Consider the following 15,842-nt stretch of genomic DNA (forward strand, 5'->3'; position numbering starts at 1 on the left):
GGAATTAAATGCTCATTATTAGTGTAACGAAAGTGAAATTTGTTACTCTTATTTTAATAAAATATAAAAACAAAAATCTATGTTCATAGAACAAGGTATAAAGCCAGAGAATAAATTTTGGAGGTATATTGTGGGTTCAATATTTATAATTATTGCTTCTTTTTTAGGTCAGACTCCTTTATTAGGGGCATTATATTACGATACTTTCATCAATGGAAAGCCATATCCAAATTCTAATGATGATATTATGCGTTTTTTTGAACCTAATCTGACCTTGTTTTTAATATTGATTTCATTTGTTTTTGCGATGCTCGGAATTTTCTTTGTTGTTCGCTATTTGCATAATCAAACCATGCTTTCTATTACAACTTCAAGGACTAAAATAGATTGGAAAAGAGTACTTTTTTCATTTTCGATTTGGGCAATTTTTACTATTATCTCTACATTAGCATTCTATTTATTCAATCCAACTGATTTTGTGATTAATTTTAAACCTATTCCATTTGTAATTTTAGTTTTAATTAGTACAATATTAATTCCTATTCAAACCAGTACTGAAGAATATATTTTTCGTGGTTATTTAATGCAAGGTTTCGCTAATCTCGCCAAAAATAAGTGGTTCCCATTAATCATAACCTCTGTTATTTTTGGTGCCATGCATATTTCAAATCCGGAAGTATCTAAAATGGGTAATATCATTTTGGTATATTATATAGGTACAGGATTGTTGTTGGGGATAATTACCATGATGGATGAAGGGATTGAGTTAGCACTAGGATTTCATGCTGCTAATAATTTGGTGAGTGCTTTATTGGTAACATCAGATTGGTCTGCGTTTCAAACTCATTCCATTTTTAAAGATATTTCTCAACCTTCAGCTGGTTTAGATGTTATATTTCCTATTGTTATAATTTACCCGATACTTTTATTTATCTTTAGTAGAAAATACAAATGGACTGATTGGAAAGAGAAGTTAACGGGCAAAATAGCATAACAATCATCTTTCAAAAAAAGACTTAAATACAAGGGAAAATATCATGAATACAATCACTTACATGAACGTACATAATTATTTTAAACTGAATGGATTTCATTTGGATCGAAAGGATTTATGCAGAGTAGCCTATAGTTTTATAAAAGAAGGTGAAGAATATGAAAAGTCTGTCGGCGATTTTATTTTGGATTGGTTTGATACCAAATCATATCTTGAGCTAAATACTTCTGGGACAACTGGTACTCCAAAAATTATTAGAATCGAAAAGCAAGCTATGGTAAATTCAGCACTGGCAACGGGTGATTTTTTCAATTTGAATCCTGGAGACAAAGCATTACATTGTCTACCAACTAAATATATTGCCGGGAAAATGATGTTTGTAAGGAGTTTTATTTTGGGACTTGATATGGACTTTGTAGCTCCCAGTTCACATCCTCTGCTGCATAATGATACTAAATATGATTTTGTTGCGATGGTTCCTCTACAAGCTCAAAATTCTTTGCTTGAATTGAAAAATGTTAAAAAAATGATTGTTGGCGGTGCTAAAATGAGTAAATCTTTAGAAAAAAGTCTTTTAAAGTTAAATACAGAAACATACGAAACTTATGGTATGACGGAGACCATAACGCATATCGCAGGCAAAAAAATAGGAGAAAAATATTTCACTATTTTACCTAATATTAAAATTTCTCAGGACGATAGAAATTGTTTAGTGATTGATGCACCTAAAATTTCAAACGAAACTATTGTTACTAATGATTTAGTGGAATTAATAAATGAAAATCAATTTGGATATTTAGGTCGAATTGATAACGTGATCAATAGCGGGGGAATTAAATTGATTCCGGAACAAATTGAAGATAAATTATCCAATAAAATTCATTCAAGATTTTTTGTAACTGGAATTCACGACCCTGTTTTGGGAGAAAAACTAATAGTAGTTATTGAAGGTGAGAAACAGGATTTAGACGAAAGTACTTTTGATGATTTAGATAAATATGAAAAACCCAAAGAAATATTTTATGTTTCAAAATTCATTGAAACACAAAATGGAAAAATAAAAAGAAAAGAAATTCAAGAAAGTCTTTAGACAAATTTTTGAACCGTGAAAAAAGCATCCGTTAGTAGTATCGTGATGCTTTTTTTATGGTTTATTATTTTTGCATTTTAAAATAGTAATCTTCTGAATGTTTTCCGCTGCCGTAAAATAGGAAAAACGGATCAATTGCAAATGTAACTACTGCTAAAAATAGATTTTGAGAATGCACTTCTGCTATAAAATTTATAATTGCGACTGCTGCCAAAATGGGTACTTGTGCAATGATTGCCCATCAGCTCAATAAATCAAAAGCAATTATCCCAACTGCCATAGGAGCTGGAACAGTATAATGTATTAGAAACATTCCGCCTCCTATTTTGTCAATAGTGGATATTAAATCCGCTAGATATTGAATGTTGATTATAAACGAATTTCTTTTTATAAAAAATACCAAGCGCTATTTGCAACAAATCAATAGCTAAATAAGTGTGGGTATTAGCCCCTTTATTTAATTCTTTTACGCTGCTCATAATATTTACTTTTAAAAATCACATCCTGAGATATTAATTTGTAGTGACCTATAAAATATTGTGAGTAAAACAGAATGTAGTATTTTTTACTAAAAAGTATAATTTTAAAACAAACAGGAAGGTATTTTTATTTATAAAAGGAATAATTAAATTTCAGTCCAAGCGTATTTTCTGCATGGCCATGTGCTATGAAATTTGTTAAATTTAAAGATATATTGTATTTATTTTTAGAAAAATATTTTCCTAAATAGATTCCAGAACAAGAACCAAAACGTGTAGGACCATTGTATTCGTCAACAAAACCTAATCCAATTTTTGGGTCCTCGTCAGAGATCGCATAACCAACACCGCTTTCGGCTCCTAAACACCAATTTGATTTTAAGTTAAATTGTATATTAGGCTTAATAGCAAACAGACTGAAATTTCTATAAAGAGCTCTTTCTTTTACGGTACTTTCAGCAGGTACAGCCGGATGGGTTTTTTTAGTAAACCGATAATCATACTCCGCTCTGAGGCCAAACTCAGTTGTGGGTGTAATCTTTTCTGCAATTCTTAGATTAACACCAATTCCGAGCCTATGGGACCGATACATTTGTATATGAACAGGTAACGATATATTAATGCCGGATTCTAATGTAAATGAATTGTCCGATTCTTTTTGTGCAAATCCAAACTGGACAATTATAAGAAACATTATCGTTATGGTATGATCTAAAATATTTTTCATTTTTTATTGGAATTAAAATTTAGCTTTTAGCAAAAAAAAAATATTTTATAAAAAAATGATGAGGTACAATTTAAGGTATTGCTTTTACCAAATAATAATCAAAGATACAAAGAACAATTTCGTTAAGTCTTTATTAATCATATTTTTATATGAAATATTTAGATGTTTTTTTTTATTTTTTAAAAATAAATTTTAAAATTTTTTGACAGTTGCTAGATTTTTTATGAAGTTATTTTGTTTTAGGAATTTCTGAAAGAGTTGACTTGACATCATTCAAAATCCAATCCATTTCTGGATCATTTCCTTTAATTCGGTCTTGCAATGTTGGGATGATTGTTACATCTGGAAAAATACCTCTACCGTTAATTTCTGTTTTATAATGAGGAGCTATCAACATCAAACCTATCCTAATTTTTAATTCAGAGTTGGGTAATTTTACAAGAGGCATAAACCCCGCTACAGTTCCATTATAGGCTCCTCCCGTTTCTTCTCCTACAAAAGTGGCTCTTTTTGAACCTTTTAAATTTGAGGAAATGATGCTGGAAGCCGAAAAACTCATTCCATTAATAAGTACATAGACCTTTCCTTTGAAAGAATTTTTATTTACTTTTTGGGGTTTTGTTTGTGTTGCATAAATATTTTTTCCATTATTATCCTCATGAACGGTCAAAAGTAAATAAGTGTAGAGTAATGGAGAAAAAATAGTTTTTATAGTTTTTACTGCGAAAGTACCCCCATTAAAATAGGCTCCTCCGAATAGACTCGATTTTGATACTACTTCAGATTTATCCAAAAATACAAAAGTTGAATCTGATAGATAAGAGTATAAATTGTTGATTTCAGTTACACGACCACCGCCATTATCTCTCAGATCAAGTACAAATGTGGTTGATTTATAGTTCTGAATTGTACTGAAGCTTTCTTTATAAAAAGTTCTAAAGTCCCCAATCTTAAATCCTCTGATTTTCATTATGGCAACGCTGCTGTCTTTTTCTTCAAAATGCAGGTTTCGGTTGTAATTTTTTAAATCTGAATTATAACCATTAACTATTTTCTTCTTTTTTATTGCTTTTAATTTTGCTCTTTCAATCTCCGTTAGCCTTTTTTTGACTTTCTTATTTTTCTTTTCAGTGGTGTCATCTTTTTGTCTTTTGATTGTAACTACCTTTAAACTGTCATTAAATTTTAAATTAAATCTAAGACTGTCCTTTATGCCATTTTGAGTAGTGAAAAAAGAGGAAAATCTTTTGCCTGAACTGCGTGTTTTTAAAGTAGTATTATAACCATCGGAAGTATAGAATTTATTGTATTCCTGAATTAAATCTTTTGGTTTTGTTCCGTTTATATCAACAATTTCGGTTCCTGCTTTTATGCTTTTGTCATAAGACTTATTTTTTATGACATATAGCTTATCATTGAAATAATCAAGATCAAATTGTGAAAATGGTCCAGTTCCTTTTTTAAGAAGTGCTTTGGTTTCTTTTTTTGTTTTTAATTTGGTGGCAGGATATAGAAACATATGACCTTGTCTTACCGCTGCAATCACAGGACTCAGTTTCTTGTAAAACTTTAAACTGGTCATTGGATTTCGAATAGTCGTTTTTAAACTATCGAATTTATAATCAAGATCTTTTTTAGAAATGTACCAGTATAAATTGGGATGTAATCGCTGCAGTTTTTTATAAGTAAAATCGACATCAGATTTTAAATCTTCTTCAGAAATTAAATCATTTAAATGTTTGTTGTGATTTTTAATAGAAGTGCATTGAAAAAATAATAATGAGACAAGAACTAGAATAAATATTTTTTTCATATTGTTTATTTTTGTCCCAGTTTTTAGTTTTAGTGAGCATAAGACCAGTAGAATACTAAAATGAAAACTGGGACTAAAAACTTTTTTATACTTGAATTACTCCTAAGTTAAACTTTTTTTCAATAGGCGAGTGGTTTGCCGCTTCAATTCCCATAGAAATCCAAGTTCGAGTGTCCAAAGGATCAATTATAGCGTCTGTCCACAAACGAGAGGCTGCATAATAGGGAGAAACTTGCTCGTCATATCTTGCTTTGATTTTGTCAAAAAGGGCTTTCTCTTTGGCTTCATCAACTATTTCTCCTTTTGCTTTAAGCGAAGAAGCTTCAATTTGTGCCAATACTTTTGCAGCTTGTGTTCCGCCCATAACGGCTAATTCAGCACTTGGCCAAGCAAAAATTAATCTTGGGTCATACGCTTTTCCACACATAGCATAATTTCCGGCACCATATGAATTTCCTACAATAACAGTAAATTTGGGAACAACCGAATTAGAAACAGCATTCACCATTTTAGCCCCATCTTTAATAATTCCGCCATGTTCTGATTTAGATCCAACCATAAAACCAGTAACATCTTGAACGAATATTAAAGGGATTTTCTTTTGATTACAATTTGCGATAAATCGAGTAGCTTTATCTGCACTATCCGAATAGATTACGCCTCCAAACTGCATTTCACCATTTTTAGTTTTCACCACTTTTCGTTGATTAGCAACAATTCCCACTGCCCAACCATCAATTCTGGCATAACCAGTAATAATGGTTTGACCGTAACCGTCTTTGTACGCCTCAAACTCAGAATTGTCAACCAAACGATTAATGATTTCCATCATATCATATTGTTCATTTCTAGCTTTTGGCAAAATACCATAAATATCATTTTCGTCTAATGCTGGTTTTACTGCTTTTACTCTGCTATAGCCTGCCTTGTCGAAATCACCAATTTTATCAACTATATTTTTTATTTTGTCTAATGCGTCTTTGTCATCTTTAGCTTTATAATCCGTAACACCCGAAATTTCGCAGTGTGTACTTGCTCCGCCCAATGTTTCATTATCGATGCTTTCGCCAATGGCTGCTTTGACTAAATAGCTTCCTGCTAAGAAAATACTTCCTGTTTTTTCTACAATCAAAGCTTCATCACTCATAATTGGCAGATAAGCTCCACCGGCAACGCAACTTCCCATAACAGCAGCAATTTGGGTGATTCCCATACTACTCATTTGAGCATTATTTCTAAAAATGCGACCAAAATGTTCTTTGTCAGGAAAAATTTCATCTTGCAAAGGCAAATACACACCGGCACTATCTACTAAATAGATAATTGGTAATCTATTTTCCATTGCGATTTCCTGAGCACGTAAGTTTTTCTTAGCGGTAATTGGAAACCAAGCACCCGCTTTTACGGTAGCATCATTGGCCACCACAATGCATTGTTTTCCTCTGATATATCCTATTTTCACAACAACTCCACCCGAAGGGCAACCGCCATGTTCAGCATACATTCCTTCACCAACAAATGCTCCAATTTCTATACTTTTAGCTTTGGGATCCAGCAAATAATCAATGCGTTCCCGAGCAGTCATTTTACCTTCGTTATGTAATTTTTGAATGCGTTTTTCACCACCGCCCAATTTCACCAGGCTTAATTTTTGGCGTAATGCTGAAAGTAAAAGTTTATTGTGGTCTTCGTTTTTATTGAAGTTCAAATCCATGATGAAATAGTTGTTAAATAATTAGCGCTAAAGTAAAAAATTTATTGAGATAAATCTTTTAAACGCTATTAGTTTAGAAATAAAATTGATTGTATTATTGGTATTATAGCAAAAAAACAGAGTTTAAGTTCTGTTTTTTTATGAATTTAACAAAAAATATAATTAGTTATTTTTTTGAATCGTTAACCATTCTTTTTAAAATTGCCCATTGTTTTAAAGCATCACGTGCTTCGACAGCAGGATATCCCAGCATGGTTTTCCCTGCAGGAATATCTCCCGTAACACCAGAACCAGCGCCTACAACGGCACCATCGCCAATTGTTGTGTGGTCTTTTATAGAAGCGCTTCCGCCTATAATTACACCATTTCCCAAAGTTACGGACCCTGCCAATCCACTGTTTCCAGCCATAATGCAAAATTTCCCCAATTTACTATTGTGCCCTATTTGAACTAAATTATCAATTTTACAACCATCACCTAAAATTGTAGAACTGAATTTTCCTCGGTCAACGCAAGTATTAGCGCCAATTTCAACACCATTACCTATAATTACATTTCCAATTTGTGGGATTTTTACCAAACCTCTTTCAGGATCAGGGCGAAAACCAAAACCATCCGCACCAATAGTTGCATTGGGGTGTATAATGCAATCGTTCCCTATGTGACAACGCTCTCGGATTACCGTCCCAGACCAGATTACAGTGTTTTTTCCTAGAGTACATTCGTCTAGAATAGTGACATTTGGATATATTGTTGAATTGTCTCCAAGAACAACTTTAGGTCCTATATAACATCCTGCACCAATTCGAACGCCATTACAAATAATTGCGGTGTCATCTACAACTGCTGTCGGATGAATATCAATATTAAATAAGGGGGTTGGAGGTGCAAAAAGAGCTAAAACTTGTGACATAGCCAGATCTGCATTTTTAACTTTTATGAAAGCCCTATTTTCTCCTGGTTCTATCGAAATATCCTCATTTACAACCGCTACTGCAGCTTTAGAAGTTGCCCAAAATTTTTCATATTTTTTGTTTCCAATAAAAGAAATTTCGGATTCATTAGCCACTTCAAGTTGTTCAGGAGCAGTGATGTTTTGGAAAATTTGCCCGACAATTTCCCCTTTTAAAATTTCATTTATTTCTTGGATTGAATAGGATTTCATTAAGCGTAGATTGGATTGTTTAGTTATAGTCATCAAATAAAACAAATTGGGTTTATAATTCCTAATCTTTCGCAATTCTTTAACACGATTACAAGTGGCATTTATATAACCAAAAAAAAAAGAGATCAAATAACAGTTTTAAACAATTATTTTTGTCGGTTAATATGCGCTAATATATTATGAAATTACGACATATAAAGTTCTTAATTTTTACACTTTTATTTTCTAATTTTACTGCAAATGCTTAAATGCAGGCTTTCTTTAATAAGAAAAAGGCAACTCCGTAATATGACAGAGCGTTGGGAATTAATTACAGCGGAACTTAGCGGAACCTTTTTACAAACACCCGATAAACCTTTGTATGTTTTACCGTTGCACTAAACTGATTCCTTGATGAACAACCCATTTCTGGAAATGTAGATCCTAATTATATTGCAACAACAAGAGTTAATTATAAGAGTGTTGAATCTAAATTTCAATTGAGTTTTAAGACTAAAGTATTGCAGAAATTTTTTCGGGGACATATTGATTTCTGGGTGGCTTATACCGAAATATCATACTGGCAAATTTACAATACCAATTTATTACGCCCTTTCAGGGAAGTTAATTATGAACCGGAATTAATTCTGAATTTCCCTGTGAAGTTTAAACTTTTTGGGTTAAATATACGCATGATAGGTATGGCAATAAATCATGAATCAAATTGGAACAGTGATCCTTATTCACTAAGCTGGAACAGAATTATTTTTCATGCTGGATTTTTAAACAATCATTTGAGTATTTACAGTAGACCTTGGCTCATTTTATCAGCAGCAAAAAACGACAATCCTGATATTGCATAATATATAGGTCGAGGCGATCTTAAATCATTTGCAGACAGCTATAGGTGTTGGAGTTTCTTTGATTGAATGGTTGTAAGTGTGTAAATTAGTACTTTAAAAATGCGTGCTTCGCAAATGTAATGGTTTTGCGATAATTTGTTTATGTTTGTTAAAGAGCGTAAAATCGAATTTACAATGCTAACACTATTTTCTAGTTAGCTTTTAAATAATAAACCTACCATAAAAATGAAACTATTAGACGGATTTTTGTTTTTACCTGTTATACTACTTTTTTCTATTAATCTGCAGTCTCAAACAAATAATAGTATTATTGAAAATGCATTATTAATTGCTGAGAATAATAAAAAAAAATTAGAAAATAGTGAACAATTGTTGGTGGTGTACAATTATCAACCAGAAAATTATAGCGCTGTTCTTGTAGCTTTAGAGAGAAAAGACAGGAATTGGGTTGTAAAAGATAATCCGATAGAAGCTGGTATTGGTAAAAATGGATTTGCACCACCACTTAATAAACTTGAAGGTGACGGCAAGTCCCCAACTGGTATATTTCGTTTGGGAAAATTATTTACCTATGAAAAACAAGTAAACACATTATTGGAATACCAACAAACGACTAAAGAAGATAAATGGATTGATGATCCAAATTCGAAGGATTATAATACCTTTATCAGAGGTTCTACCAATGCGAAATCTTATGAAAATCTATTATTGAAAAGTGATGCCTATAAGTACTGTATGGTCATAGAATATAATATTAACCCAGTTGTTAAAGGAAAAGGAAGTGCTATCTTTTTTCATTTAGGTGTAAAAAAACCATATTTTACTGCTGGGTGTGTTGCAATTAATGAGGAAAATATGAAGTTGATAGTAAATTGGTTAGATCCCAAACGAAACCCGACAATTATTATGGGTAATTTTAATGTTTTGAAAAAGGGTCTTTAAATTGTACTTAAACTTCTAAATATTAATTTTTTCAAATTCAAAAAAAAATCCCCTTAAATATTTCGAATAACGAAAGTTAAGGGGATTTTATTACTTATTTTATCTTTTGAAGAACTCACTTTTCACTGAAAACTGAATACTATTCTTCTTCCTTCTGTCCCATCATCATCAAATAGGCTTTTAGGAACTCATCGATTTCTCCATTCATAACACCATCAACATTGCTGGTTTCATGACCGGTTCGAACGTCTTTGACTAATTTATAAGGTTGCATCACATAATTTCTGATTTGTGAACCCCATTCAATTTTCATTTTTCCGGCTTCGATATCAGCGCGTTGTGCCTGTTTCTTTTTTAACTCAATTTCGTATAATTGAGATCGTAACATTTGCATCGCACGTTGTCTGTTATCTTGTTGTGACCGTGTTTCAGAACATTGTATTTGAATTCCGGTTGGTTTATGAAACAATTGTACTTTGGTTTCTACTTTATTTACATTTTGTCCTCCAGAACCACTAGATCGCGATGTTGTGATTTCAATATCAGCAGGATTAATGTCAATTTCGATACTATCATCTACAAGCGGATATACATAAACGGATGCAAACGAAGTATGACGCTTTGCATTACTGTCAAATGGAGAAATACGAACCAATCGATGTACACCGTTTTCACCTTTTAAATATCCAAAAGAATAGTCTCCTTCAAATTCAAGTGTAACGGTTTTTATTCCTGCAGCCTCTCCTTTTTGGTAATTCAGTTCTTTTATTTTGTAACCGTATTTTTCGCCCCACATCATGTACATACGCATAAGCATTTCAGCCCAATCGCAACTTTCCGTTCCACCGGCACCCGCGGTTATTTGCACTACTGCACTCAAAGTATCACCTTCGTCCGAAAGCATGTTTTTGAACTCGATAGCTTCAATGTGGTCTTGCGTTTGCTTGTATTGATCGTCTAGTTCTTCTACGGTAAATTCTCCTTCTTTATAAAAATCATGGGCGAGTTGCAACTCGTCAGTCATTTCGATTGCTTTGTTGTAATCTTCAATCCATTTTTTTTTATTTCGAAGATTCTTTACAATCAATTCCGCTTCTTTAGCGTTATTCCAAAAGTCGGGAGCAAAAGTTTTTTCTTCTTCGTTAGAAATTTCAATTAATTTGGCATCAACGTCAAAGATACCTCCTCAACGCACCAAGGCGCTCTACAATACCTTTAATTTGTTCGGTAGTTGTCATAAATTATGTAATTTTGTGGCACAAAAATAAGAAAATTTTGAGAAGAGACAAGTCACAGCTTGTCCGTAACATAAATATAAAACAAATAAATGGAAATAAATTTAGTTAGCGATACGATTACCAAGCCGTCATACGAAATGTTACAGTATATGTTTAATGCCCAAGTTGGCGATGACGTATATAAACAAGATCCTACAGTTATTGAGCTAGAAGCCAAAGTTGCTGAAATGTTTGGCATGGAAGCAGGTCTTTTTTTTCCATCTGGAACCATGGCAAATCAAACGGCTATAAAATTACATACGCAACCTGGAGAACAATTGATAGCCGACAAATATGCTCATGTTTATCATTACGAAGGAGGAGGAGTTTCTTTCAACAGCGGAGTTTCCTGTTGTTTATTAGATGGAAATCGTGGAATGATTACTGCCCAACAAGTTGCTGGAGCCATTAATGATCCGGAGTTTTATCACAGCCCTTTAACCAGTTTAGTATGTGTGGAGAATACAACTAATAAAGGCGGTGGCGCTTGTTATGAACTAGAAGATTTGCAAAAAATAAAACAGGTTTGTGATGCTAATAATTTGAAGTTTCATATGGATGGAGCCCGAATTTGGAATGCATTGGTAGCCAAAAAACAAGACCCAAAACAATTTGGGAAATTGTTTGATACTATTTCTGTTTGTTTGTCCAAAGGACTTGGAGCGCCTATCGGTTCTGTTTTATTGGCTGATAAGGTAACAATTCACAGAGCTTTGCGAATCAGAAAAATATTAGGAGGAGGAATGCGTCAGGTAGGATATTTGGCGGCAGCCGGAATTTATGCTTTAGACCATAATATGGAGCGTCTGAGTGAAGACCATCGAAGAGCTAAAGAAATAGCCGAAGTTTTGAAAAAAGTGAATTGGGTAGCATCGGTAGAGCCTGTTGAAACTAATATTTTAATCTTTTCTTTGGCAAGTAATGTCAGTGATACTGTTTTGATAGAAACATTAAAACAAAAAAATATTTCCATTAGTTCTATGGGTCATGGAAAATTAAGAATCGTTACACATCTTGATTATAGAGAAGTTATGCATACGTATGTTTTGGAAACTTTAGAAAAATTAATTTTCTAATATGTAAAATTTGTTTAAGGTTTAAAGTTTTTCGCATTCTCAAAAACTCTAAGCCTTAAACTTTATTTTTTTATTTGAACAAATTGTCCATTCCTGGAATCATTGGCATATCCATTTTTGCAACGGCATCGAGTTCAGCTTCATTTGTTTTAGTAGCTTTTTCAATGGCTTTATTTATAGTTAGAATTAAATAATCTTCCAGTTGATCTTTATCTTCCAGTAAAGTATCGTCAATTGTAATTGATTTTATTTTTCTATTGGCAGTCAAAGTTACTTTCAATAAACCATCTGTGCTTTGCTCATCGATAAGAACAGTATCCAAACGTTTTTTTGTATCCTCTATTTTTTGTTGGGTCTCTTTAAGTTTTCCCATCATTCCCATTAAATCCATTTTGATAAATTTTAAATTATTGAAATACGAAATTACTACATTTGAAGGAATAAGCAATGTTAAATTAGATGAAAAACGGGGGTGTTTTAAATCACCTTTGTACTATTTTTGTAAAATCACATATTTAATAAACGAATAAAAATGTCAGAAAATATACTACCACCTTTTGCTAAAATAATTCCTAAAACATTAGAAAATTTAGGACATTCCAGAACTGATAATTATTTTTGGATGAACGACAGAGAAAACCCTGAAGTCATCGATTATTTGAACAAGGAGAATGAATATTATCATAAAATGACTGCGCATACTAAAGATTTCCAAAAAGAATTATTTGAGGAAATGAAGAGCCGAATCAAGGAAGACGACGAATCGGTTCCTTATTTATATAATGGTTATTACTATATCACTCGTTTTGAGAAAGGAAAAGACTATCCTATTTATTCTCGAAAAAAAGAAAACCTTACGGCAAAAGAAGAAATCATGTTTGATTGTAATGATATGGCCAAAGGGCAATCCTATTTTCAATTGGGTGGTTTGAGTGTTAGTCCAGATAATAAATTAGCTATTTTTAGTTTTGATACTGTTGGAAGAAGAATATACACGATTCAGATTAAAAGTCTAGAAACCAATGAAATTTTAGAAGATAAAATAGAAAAAGTGACTGGAAGTGCTGTCTGGGCTAATGATAATAAAACTATGTTTTATTCCAGCCAAGACGAAGTTACTTTGCGGTCTGATAAAATTTTTAAGCATAAATTAGGTTCAGAACAGGCCGATGATGTTTTGGTTTATTTCGAAAAAGATGATACATATAATGTAGAAATTGCTAAATCTAAATCTAGAAAATACCTTGCAATTGAGTCTGGAAGTACTTTAACAACGGAATACAGAATTCTAAATGCAGACAATCCTGATGGAAAATTTGAAATTTTTCAAAAGCGAATTCGAGGAGTAGAGTATAGTATTAATCATTATGAGGACAGTTTTTATATTATGACTAATGCGGATGATGCAGAGAATTTCAAATTGATGAAAACGTTGGAAACAGCAACAACCAAAGAAAATTGGAAAGAAGTTATAGCGCATCGAGAAGATGTATTGCTGGAAGATATCGAAATTTTTGCTAATTATTTAGTTGTTGAAGAACGTTCTAATGGTTTGAATAAAATCCGAATTATGCCATGGAGTGGAGAAGGGGAATATTACCTGCCTTTTGAAAGCGAAACCTACACTGCATATACCAGCACCAATGTTGATTTTGATACAGAAATTTTGAGGTATGGCTACCAATCAATGACAACTCCATCTTCGGTTATTGATTTTAATATGAAGACCAAAGAGAAGGAAATCAAAAAAGAACAACAAGTTTTAGGAGGTAAGTTTGATAAAAATAATTACACCGAAGAACGCGTTTGGGCGACTGCCAAAGACGGAATCAAAATTCCAATTTCGCTTGTGTATCGAAAAGAAGTAAAAAAAGACGGAAAAAATCCCCTGCTTCAATATGCTTATGGTTCTTATGGGCATTCTATGGATGCTACTTTTTCTTCTACCAGATTATCATTATTGGATCGAGGATTTATATATGCCATAGCACATATTCGTGGCGGTGAAGATTTAGGAAGACAATGGTATGAGGACGGAAAATTATTAAAAAAGAAAAATACGTTTACGGATTTTATTGATTGTTCTACATTTTTAATAAAACAAAAATATACGTCACCAGAACATTTGTATGCCGAAGGTGGCTCTGCAGGTGGTTTGTTAATGGGAGCTATAGTAAATATGGCGCCAGAATTGTATAATGGTATAATTGCTCAGGTCGCTTTTGTGGATGTGATAACTACGATGCTTGATGATAGTATTCCACTGACAACTGGTGAATATGATGAATGGGGAAATCCAAACAAAAAGAAATATTACGATTATATGTTATCCTATTCGCCTTATGATAATATTAAAAAACAAAATTATCCTAATATGTATGTTTCTACTGGCTTGCATGATTCGCAGGTGCAATACTGGGAACCCGCTAAATGGGTGGCTAAATTAAGAACTATGAAGACAAATGATAGCGTTTTATATCTTGATACAAACATGGAAGCAGGTCATGGAGGTGCATCTGGACGATTTGAAGCCTTAAAGGAATTGGCCAAAGAATTCAGTTTTTTGTTAGATTTAGAAGAAATAAAAAAGTAATTCAAAAAATTTTGTTAAATTTGTGATATTTCGAGGTTAAATAAAAAGAACCTCGAGTAACTATTTTTTTATGAAAGAAGAAATAAACGCTTATAATAATGTATTAGAATTAATAGGTAATACTCCACTTATTAAACTAAATAGAGTCACCGAAGAGTTAGAAGGTAATTTCTATGCTAAAGTAGAAGCTTTTAATCCCGGACATTCTTCTAAAGATAGAATTGCTTTATACATTATTGAAGAGGCTGAAAAAAGAGGTGTTTTATCTCCTGGTGACACAATAATCGAAACGACATCCGGCAATACCGGTTTTAGTTTAGCAATGGTAAGCATTATAAAAGGCTATAATTGTATTCTTGCAGTTAGCTCAAAATCATCCAAAGATAAAATTGACATGCTTCGCAGTTTGGGAGCTAAAGTTTATGTTTGTCCTGCTCATGTTTCTGCCGATGACGAGCGTTCGTATTACAATGTTGCCAAACGTTTGCATGAAGAAACGAAAGGTTCTGTATATATCAATCAATATTTTAATCAACTGAATATTGATGCGCATTACAAATCGACCGGGCCAGAAATTTGGAAACAAACAAATGGTAAAATTACCCATCTTATAGCTTGTAGCGGAACTGGTGGAACCATTTCGGGAACTGCAAAATACTTGAAAGAAAAAAATCCAAACATTAGGGTTTTAGGTGTAGATGCTTTTGGTTCAGTATTGAAAAAATACCATGAAACAAGAGAGTTTGATAACGATGAAATTTATCCTTACAGAATAGAAGGTTTGGGTAAAAACTTAATTCCATCTGCAACAGATTTTGATATTATCGATAAATTTATGAAAGTTACCGATGAAGAAAGTGCTCATGCAGCGAGAGAGATTGTAAAAAAAGAAGGTTTATTTGTAGGATATACTTCTGGTGCGGTAATGCAGGCCATAAAACAATACGCAGAAGAAGGAGAATTTAATAAGGACAGTAATGTGATCGCTATTTTTCCAGATCATGGTTCTCGTTATATGAGTAAAGTGTTTAGTGACGACTGGATGAACGAACAAGGTTTCTTTGACAGCATCAATGAAGAAGAAGCGCAAAAAATCGAATTTATAAAATAAATTTAAAATTTTAGATTTA

General features: G+C 32.6%; 13 protein-coding genes. 7 read left to right on the forward strand and 6 right to left on the reverse strand.

The genetic code is table 11. The features are described 5' to 3' along the window. Positions 1 to 79: 79 nt before the first annotated feature. Together C4S35_RS12160 and C4S35_RS12165 are read left to right on the forward strand one after the other, a co-directional pair. Entirely contained in the window at positions 80 to 994 is a 915-nt protein-coding gene (locus C4S35_RS12160; protein WP_104000432.1) for a CPBP family intramembrane glutamic endopeptidase, read from the forward strand. A 43-nt stretch (positions 995 to 1,037) separates the two neighbouring features. Then, a complete protein-coding gene (locus C4S35_RS12165; RefSeq protein WP_104000433.1) occupies positions 1,038 to 2,084 on the forward strand; it encodes an AMP-binding protein in 1,047 nt (348 codons plus the stop codon). Between the two features lie 606 nt (positions 2,085 to 2,690). Here C4S35_RS12165 and C4S35_RS12175 read toward each other — a convergent pair. The 4 genes from C4S35_RS12175 to lpxD form a co-directional block, all read right to left on the reverse strand. Then, positions 2,691 to 3,290, reverse strand: a complete 600-nt coding sequence (locus C4S35_RS12175) for a hypothetical protein (protein WP_104000434.1) — start codon at positions 3,288 to 3,290, stop codon at positions 2,691 to 2,693. 229 nt (positions 3,291 to 3,519) lie between these two features. After that, positions 3,520 to 5,103 (reverse strand): S41 family peptidase, encoded by a 1,584-nt coding sequence (locus C4S35_RS12180; protein WP_104000435.1) that lies wholly within the window; start codon positions 5,101 to 5,103, stop codon positions 3,520 to 3,522. 85 nt (positions 5,104 to 5,188) lie between these two features. Then, on the reverse strand, positions 5,189 to 6,817 hold the full coding sequence (locus tag C4S35_RS12185; RefSeq protein ID WP_104000436.1) for an acyl-CoA carboxylase subunit beta: 1,629 nt from the start codon (positions 6,815 to 6,817) through the stop codon (positions 5,189 to 5,191). A gap of 166 nt (positions 6,818 to 6,983) precedes the next feature. Continuing rightward, positions 6,984 to 7,982 carry a UDP-3-O-(3-hydroxymyristoyl)glucosamine N-acyltransferase gene (gene lpxD / locus C4S35_RS12190; protein ID WP_104000437.1) on the reverse strand — a complete coding sequence of 333 codons (999 nt, stop codon included), beginning with the start codon at positions 7,980 to 7,982 and terminating at the stop codon, positions 6,984 to 6,986. A 431-nt stretch (positions 7,983 to 8,413) separates the two neighbouring features. Between lpxD and C4S35_RS16080 the strand changes: the two genes are divergently transcribed. Together C4S35_RS16080 and C4S35_RS12200 are read left to right on the forward strand one after the other, a co-directional pair. Then, the gene (locus tag C4S35_RS16080; protein ID WP_425269146.1) at positions 8,414 to 8,824 is read left to right on the forward strand and encodes a phospholipase A; all 411 of its coding nucleotides are present in this window, start codon (positions 8,414 to 8,416) and stop codon (positions 8,822 to 8,824) included. Positions 8,825 to 9,049: 225 nt separating this feature from the next. Beyond that, a complete protein-coding gene (locus tag C4S35_RS12200; protein WP_104000438.1) occupies positions 9,050 to 9,766 on the forward strand; it encodes a L,D-transpeptidase family protein in 717 nt (238 codons plus the stop codon). Positions 9,767 to 9,905: 139 nt separating this feature from the next. Here C4S35_RS12200 and prfB read toward each other — a convergent pair. Further along, positions 9,906 to 11,004, reverse strand: a protein-coding gene (prfB, locus tag C4S35_RS12205) for a peptide chain release factor 2 (protein WP_146059542.1) whose coding sequence is annotated in 2 segments (ribosomal slippage) — positions 9,906 to 10,940 and positions 10,942 to 11,004 — 1,098 coding nt in all. Because the reading frame shifts where the segments join, the coding sequence is not laid out codon by codon here. A gap of 89 nt (positions 11,005 to 11,093) precedes the next feature. On the opposite strand from prfB, the gene C4S35_RS12210 reads away from it, so the two are divergent. Next, a complete protein-coding gene (locus C4S35_RS12210; protein WP_104000440.1) occupies positions 11,094 to 12,119 on the forward strand; it encodes a threonine aldolase family protein in 1,026 nt (341 codons plus the stop codon). A gap of 70 nt (positions 12,120 to 12,189) precedes the next feature. Here C4S35_RS12210 and C4S35_RS12215 read toward each other — a convergent pair whose 3' ends face one another. Then, on the reverse strand, positions 12,190 to 12,510 hold the full coding sequence (locus tag C4S35_RS12215; RefSeq protein ID WP_104000490.1) for a YbaB/EbfC family nucleoid-associated protein: 321 nt from the start codon (positions 12,508 to 12,510) through the stop codon (positions 12,190 to 12,192). Positions 12,511 to 12,651: 141 nt separating this feature from the next. Here C4S35_RS12215 and C4S35_RS12220 point away from each other — a divergent pair, with 141 nt between their 5' ends. Continuing rightward, positions 12,652 to 14,712: a S9 family peptidase gene (locus C4S35_RS12220; RefSeq protein ID WP_104000441.1), complete on the forward strand. Its 2,061-nt coding sequence runs from the start codon at positions 12,652 to 12,654 to the stop codon at positions 14,710 to 14,712. Positions 14,713 to 14,782: 70 nt separating this feature from the next. Next, on the forward strand, positions 14,783 to 15,823 hold the full coding sequence (gene capA / locus C4S35_RS12225) for a cysteate synthase (RefSeq protein ID WP_104000442.1): 1,041 nt from the start codon (positions 14,783 to 14,785) through the stop codon (positions 15,821 to 15,823). The last annotated feature ends 19 nt before the right edge of the window (positions 15,824 to 15,842 follow it).

The organism is Flavobacterium urumqiense (assembly GCF_900108015.1).
Taxonomy (GTDB): Bacteria; Bacteroidota; Bacteroidia; order Flavobacteriales; family Flavobacteriaceae; genus Flavobacterium; species Flavobacterium urumqiense.